Origin of the sequence: Streptococcus sp., from assembly GCF_019414905.1 — a bacterium.
Lineage (GTDB): Bacteria > Bacillota > Bacilli > Lactobacillales > Streptococcaceae > Streptococcus.
In genome coordinates this window covers 1-5,429 of sequence record NZ_DXLC01000174.1, presented here as the reverse complement: position 1 = coordinate 5,429, position 5,429 = coordinate 1, and the positions used below count along the sequence as shown (strand labels likewise).

4 protein-coding genes and 1 pseudogene are annotated in these 5,429 nt (G+C 41.0%); 1 reads left to right on the top strand and 4 read right to left on the bottom strand.

Going from position 1 to position 5,429, the window contains the following annotated elements; all coding sequences use genetic code 11:
- Positions 1-165 (bottom strand): annotated as a pseudogene (locus QZ359_RS05315) (rRNA maturation RNase YbeY); the annotation flags it as partial.
- 104 nt (positions 166-269) lie between these two features.
- On the opposite strand from QZ359_RS05315, the gene pavA reads away from it, so the two are divergent.
- Entirely contained in the window at positions 270-1,925 is a 1,656-nt protein-coding gene (pavA, locus tag QZ359_RS05310; RefSeq protein ID WP_061759795.1) for an Rqc2 family fibronectin-binding protein PavA, read from the top strand.
- 60 nt (positions 1,926-1,985) lie between these two features.
- On the opposite strand, the gene QZ359_RS05305 is transcribed toward pavA, so the two are convergent.
- From QZ359_RS05305 to QZ359_RS05295, 3 genes are all read right to left on the bottom strand, one after another.
- Positions 1,986-3,698 (bottom strand): glucosaminidase domain-containing protein, encoded by a 1,713-nt coding sequence (locus QZ359_RS05305; RefSeq protein ID WP_365967415.1) that lies wholly within the window; start codon positions 3,696-3,698, stop codon positions 1,986-1,988.
- Between the two features lie 94 nt (positions 3,699-3,792).
- Complete coding sequence (locus tag QZ359_RS05300; protein WP_261024518.1) at positions 3,793-4,779, bottom strand: dihydroorotate dehydrogenase; 987 nt, start codon at positions 4,777-4,779, stop codon at positions 3,793-3,795.
- A partial coding sequence (locus QZ359_RS05295) for a dihydroorotate dehydrogenase electron transfer subunit (RefSeq protein ID WP_293963910.1) occupies positions 4,742-5,429 on the bottom strand: 688 nt, incomplete at its 5' end. The genes QZ359_RS05295 and QZ359_RS05300, both read right to left, overlap by 38 nt.

Below are 5,429 nucleotides of genomic sequence, written 5' to 3'. Positions count from 1 at the left end.
GTACTCTAGATTGAGTCCATGACTACGTTCATTGGTCACAAAGGTAACTGCCATCTCCTTGTCTTCTTTGCCTAATTTTTGGGCTGCAAATTCCAAAATTTCTTGGGTTTGTTGCAACATTTCTTTTGAAACTTGACCAGTTTCATCTACCATTTCAATATACATGTGCTTCTCGTTTCTCTTTACTTGGCTTTATTATACCACATTTCCATGATTTTATTCTACCTTTTTGATATAATACTATGGAATACAATCACAAGGAGAGAACGATGTCATTTGACGGATTTTTTTTACACCACATGGTTGAGGAATTGCGAAGAGAGTTAGTGAATGGTCGCATTCAGAAAATCAATCAGCCTTTTGAACAAGAATTAGTCTTGCAAATCCGCAGCAATCGCCAAAGCCATCGCCTGCTCCTTTCTGCCCATCCTGTTTTTGGACGCATCCAGCTGACCCAAACGACTTTTGAAAATCCAGCCCAACCTTCTACCTTTATCATGGTTTTGAGAAAGTATTTGCAGGGTGCCCTGATTGAGTCGATTGAGCAAGTGGAAAATGACCGTATTGTGGAAATTACGGTTTCCAACAAAAACGAAATTGGAGACCATATCCAGGCTACCTTGATTATCGAAATTATGGGTAAACACAGTAATATTCTACTGGTTGATAAAAGCAGTCATAAAATCCTCGAAGTTATCAAACACGTCGGTTTTTCACAAAATAGCTACCGTACCTTGTTGCCTGGATCGACCTATATCGCTCCGCCAAGTACGGAAGCTCTCAATCCTTTTACGATCAAGGATGAAAAGCTCTTTGAAATCCTACAAACACAGGAAACGACAGCTAAAAACCTTCAAAGCCTCTTTCAAGGTCTGGGACGCGATACGGCAAATGAATTGGAAAAGATTCTGGTTAGTGATAAACTAGCCACTTTCCGAAACTTTTTCAATCAAGAAACCAAGCCATGCTTGACTGAGACTTCCTTCAGTCCAGTTCCTTTTGCAAATCAAGTGGGAGAGCCTTTTGCCAGTCTTTCTGATTTGTTAGACACCTACTATAAGGACAAGGCTGAGCGCGACCGCGTCAAACAACAAGCCAGTGAACTCATTCGTCGTGTTGAAAATGAACTTCAAAAAAATCGACATAAGCTTAAAAAACAAGAAAAAGAGTTACTAGCGACAGACAATGCTGAAGAATTTCGTCAAAAAGGGGAATTGCTAACAACCTTCCTCCACCAAGTGCCTAACGACCAAGACCAGGTTATTCTAGACAACTACTACACCAACCAACCTATCACCATTGCGCTTGATAAGGCTCTGACTCCCAACCAGAATGCCCAACGCTATTTTAAACGGTATCAGAAACTAAAAGAAGCTGTCAAATACTTAACTGATCTGATTGAAGAAACCAAGGCAACCATCCTCTATCTGGAAAGTGTCGAAACCGTCCTCAACCAAGCTGGACTGGAAGAAATTGCTGAAATCCGTGAAGAATTGATCCAAACTGGCTTTATCCGCAGAAGACAACGGGAGAAAGTCCATAAACGTAAAAAACCAGAACAATATCTAGCAAGCGATGGCAAAACCATCATCTATGTCGGTAGAAACAATCTTCAAAACGAGGAGCTAACCTTTAAAATGGCCCGCAAGGAGGAACTTTGGTTCCATGCCAAGGATATTCCTGGAAGTCACGTTGTCATCTCAGGCAATCTTGACCCATCTGATGAAGTCAAGACAGACGCGGCAGAGCTGGCCGCCTACTTCTCTCAAGGTCGCCTGTCAAATCTGGTGCAGGTAGATATGATTGAAGTCAAGAAACTCAACAAACCAACTGGTGGCAAACCCGGCTTTGTCACTTACACAGGACAAAAGACCCTCCGCGTCACACCAGACCCAGAAAAAATCGCATCCATGAAAAAATCCTGATTTTACTTGAAATCAGGATTTTTAACATACTATTTAATCAAATCATATCCAATTATAGGACTAATCTTTGCCACCTAGTTTCTCATTGATTTTCATCATCACACTAGCAATTTTTTCGCCCCAATAAGGGTCTGAGGCATATTCAACATTCATACCAGACGCCTTGTTTCCAAGGAAAGTTCTGCCCCTATCGATATAATTTTCCTTAATCCACTTTGTTGCACCTAAAATTCCCTTATCCACATCATCAAATGTCTTAGCAGAAAGGTACGGGGTCGTATCATAGGCTGTAATTCCAAAGAAATTATTCTTATCTTTGGCAATATTGCTACGTCCCCAGTCACTTTCTAAGGCACTATGAGCAAGGAGGTAGAGGGCATTGATATGATAATGTTCTTCGGCTTCCTTAAAGGTAGCTCCCTTATTTTCCAAGAGACTATTGTCAATATTTAACAGACTAAATACCTTATCCAAATCCTCAGCACTATAGTTTGTAGGCTCTGTTAAATCTTTGAAAAGGAAGGGATTCTCAAGGTTAAAACCATCAAAATGCAGCCCATCTGCCGAATAATATTTCTTGCCTACTTCCATATCAGAAAGATGAGAAGCTACTGGGATACTAGCATTCTGAGCCACATAGTGATAAAAACGGTGTCCATCACTCTCATAATAAGGGATAAAATCCTTACTAGCATCTAGTGCTTGTAAATCTTCTGTTTTCATGTAGCCTGACAAACCTGAAACAGTAATAGCCAAGCGCTTGTCATCACTTTTTCTATTCCTATCTAGCCAGACGACACTACCTTGCGATATATAGGAGAGCTTTTCACCATCTGCATCATAAACATTTGCTGTGACAGGTACTACTTGATAATAAGCAGCATTTTCGTTTGTAGCTTTTTCTCCAAGCCATTTACCATCACTTCCAAGCTGATAACCATCTACTGTCTCATTTTTCGCCATGTAGCCACCAGATTTGAAGTAGTACCAGGCTTGACTTTTAGAATCGTATAACCATTCTTTCTCAGCCATTTTGCCATCAGATTTGAGATAAAACCAAGATTCCTTATCCCAAATCCATTCATTTGCTGCCATATAGCCACCGGATTTTAGATAATAATAGTGACCATTTTCGAAAATCCATTCTTTCTCAGCATGTTTTCCATTTTCTTTGATGTAAAACCAAGATTGATATTGTTTGTCAAAAAGCCAACCTTGCTGTACTTTGGCACCACTAGCATTCACATAAGCCTGATCAATCCACTGACTTGTTAGCAAATAACCGCCAGATTTAAAATAATAGTCCTTGCCCTTAATTTTGAGCCATTCTTTCTCTGCGTGTTGTCCATCTGCTTTGATATAAAACCAAGCGTCGTATTGAGAATCATAGACCCAGTCTTCGATTACTTTGGCGCCTGTTGCACCAACATAGGAAGTTCCTAGCCAAGCATTTCTTTTCATCTTTCCATTTTGGTCAAGATAATAGAGGACTCCCTTGTCTTCTATCCATTCTGACTTGGCCATATAGCCACCAGATTTGAGGTAAAAATAGTCGTCACCTTGTTTCAGCCATTCATTTTCAGCATAGTTAGCATCTGCTTTTATATAAAACCAAGATTGATAATGAGCATCAAAAACCCACTCATTGGCTGCTTGACTACCATCTGCTTTCAGGTATTGTTTTCCTTGCCAAGTACCATCGCTAGCTATTGCACTCTCTGGTCTGGCTAAGAAAAATAGCAGGGCTAAAAAAATAAATCTCAATTTCTTCATTAATTTACTTCCTCTGTTCTTACTCATTTCATTATATCAAAATTCTCTATAATCAACATTACAAACTAATAAAAAATCAAGAACAGATTGCAGTTTACCTCAAAGACTCTTTTACTTCCTTGCGTAGATTTTCTAGACTGCTGATGCCGTATTTGTCCATGACTTTTGGCAGATTTTCAATAATATCAGGACAAGCATATGGATTAGTAAAGTTAGCTGTTCCAACTCCAATAGCAGATGCTCCAGCCAGATACATTTCTAGTGCAGCTTCTGCCGAATCCATTCCTCCCATTCCAATAATAGGCAGGTCTGTTGTTAGGGCGACTTGGCGGATGAGTTTAAGAGCTACTGGAAAGACTGCTGGACCTGACATTCCACCCGTTCCATTGGCCAAGATTGGTTTTCTGGTTTTGAGATCAAAGCGCATACCAACCAGAGTATTAATCATGGTCAAGCCACTTGCTCCTGCATCTTCTGCAGCTTTTGCGACGGTGACGATATCTGTCACACTAGGGGTTAATTTGACATAAACTGGCACATCAGAGGCTTCCACAGCTGCTTTCACCACATCATAAGCTAAATCTGGATCTTGACCAATCAAGAGTCCATGATTACAGTGATCTACGTTAGGACAAGAAATATTGAGCTCAATAGCCTTCACATTAGCTGCCTTGGAAATACCATGAGAAACAGCCGCATACTCTTGTTTTGAAAAACCAGCTACATTGGCAATAATAGGAAGATTTGGATATTCTCTTTCCAGCCACGGTAGCTTTTCAGCCAAAACAACCTCTAAACCAGGATTTTGCAAGCCAATTGCATTGAGCATGCCAGCAGGTGTTTCTGCCACCCTTGGAGTTGGATTCCCAAAACGTGGTTCAAGGGTTGTCGCCTTGATCATAATAGAACCTAAAAGGTCTAAATCATAATACTTGGCATACTCTTGACCAAAGCCAAAACAGCCTGATGCTGGAATAATCGGATTTTTCAAATCCAAGCCAGGTAGAGAAACTTGTAAACGATTTGTAGTCATAATTTTCTCCTTATAATACAACTGTTCCTGTGCGGAAAACAGGGCCATCTTCACAGACACGTTGGCTGACCGTCTCGCTTTCTGGCACTTTTAGGACGCAGGCATAGCAAGCCCCCATCCCACAAGCCATACGAGATTCCAGAGATAGATAGGCTCTTGGGTGGTCATAAAAGGTTTGATTGATATACTTCATCATTCCTGGAGCCCCACATGAGTAAACAGCATCAAATTGATTGTCTAAATCATTGATAACAACGGAAACATTTCCCTTGACACCATAAGAACCATCATCTGTCGTTACAAAGACCTGCCCATATTGGGCTAATTCCTTTTCAAGAATAACAGCAGCCTTATTAGCAAATCCTAGGACTGTCACTACTTTCACACCACGCTCATGCAATTCCTTGGCCACCTCAAGCAAGGGCGGAACACCAATCCCCCCACCAACAAGGAGAACCTGGCTCTGCTCATCAAGATTAGACAAGTCAAAACCATTTCCCTGAGGCCCCATCACGTCAAGAGTATCCCCCTGACTTAAGGTTGAGAAAATAGCTGTCCCAGCTCCCTCAATCCGATAAATGAGATGACACTGCTTCTTAACCTTATCGATAGACGAAATTGAAATAGGACGACGCAAAAGATGGGCGTCATCAGGCACACGCAGATGAAGAAATTGGCCTGCTCGCATAGCTTCAACC

Bases quoted from the DNA above. Each gene is read 5' to 3' on its own strand.
- pavA (WP_061759795.1), top strand. From the start codon at position 270: ATGTCATTTGACGGATTTTTTTTACACCACATGGTTGAGGAATTGCGA.
- QZ359_RS05305 (WP_365967415.1), bottom strand. From the start codon at position 3,698: ATGAAGAAATTGAGATTTATTTTTTTAGCCCTGCTATTTTTCTTAGCC.
- QZ359_RS05300 (WP_261024518.1), bottom strand. From the start codon at position 4,779: ATGGCCCTGTTTTCCGCACAGGAACAGTTGTATTATAAGGAGAAAATT.